We start from the raw sequence: 503 nt of genomic DNA on the forward strand, positions 1-503 counted from the left end.
CCTCGTCGTCGTACGCCCGCCACTCCGGCCCGTGATCGATACGCTGTTCGTCGATGACCAGGCCACAGTCCTCGCAGACCGTTTCGACCGCGTTCGTGGTGACCCGTCCGTCGCACTCGGGACACTGGTTCGCGTTCGACTCCGTTCGGACGTCTTCGTCGAACGCCGTCTCGTAGATGTCTCTGGTTGCCATCGTTCTCACCATATTCAGGAACTCGCCAGTACGGCGAACCCCTCACCCATTGAGGGGTAAATAAACACTCAGAATTGGGACATATGCGCCAAAAGAGTATTTGATCGCTCCCCTCCTTGTATAATCGAATCTTCCGGTACTGATTTGGGGATTAAATACGGAAGTGATGGTAATGTCTTCCACCTTAGATTTCGACTCCATCAGGCCTATAGGTGGATCGGTTCAAGACGGGTTTGAGGAGCTTTGCTGTCAGATTGCCCGGTTGTATGACGAAGTTCCTGAAGACTCGAAGTTTACGAAGAAGGACGTC

At 53.3% G+C, this 503-nt stretch carries 1 protein-coding gene; it reads right to left on the reverse strand.

The features are described 5' to 3' along the window. The coding region (locus DEQ92_RS21975; protein WP_304999712.1) for a TFIIB-type zinc ribbon-containing protein at positions 1-193 on the reverse strand (193 nt) is incomplete at its 3' end. Positions 194-503: the final 310 nt, after the last annotated feature.

It is taken from the genome of Haloferax sp. Atlit-6N, assembly GCF_003383195.1.
Classification (GTDB): domain Archaea; phylum Halobacteriota; class Halobacteria; order Halobacteriales; family Haloferacaceae; genus Haloferax; species Haloferax gibbonsii.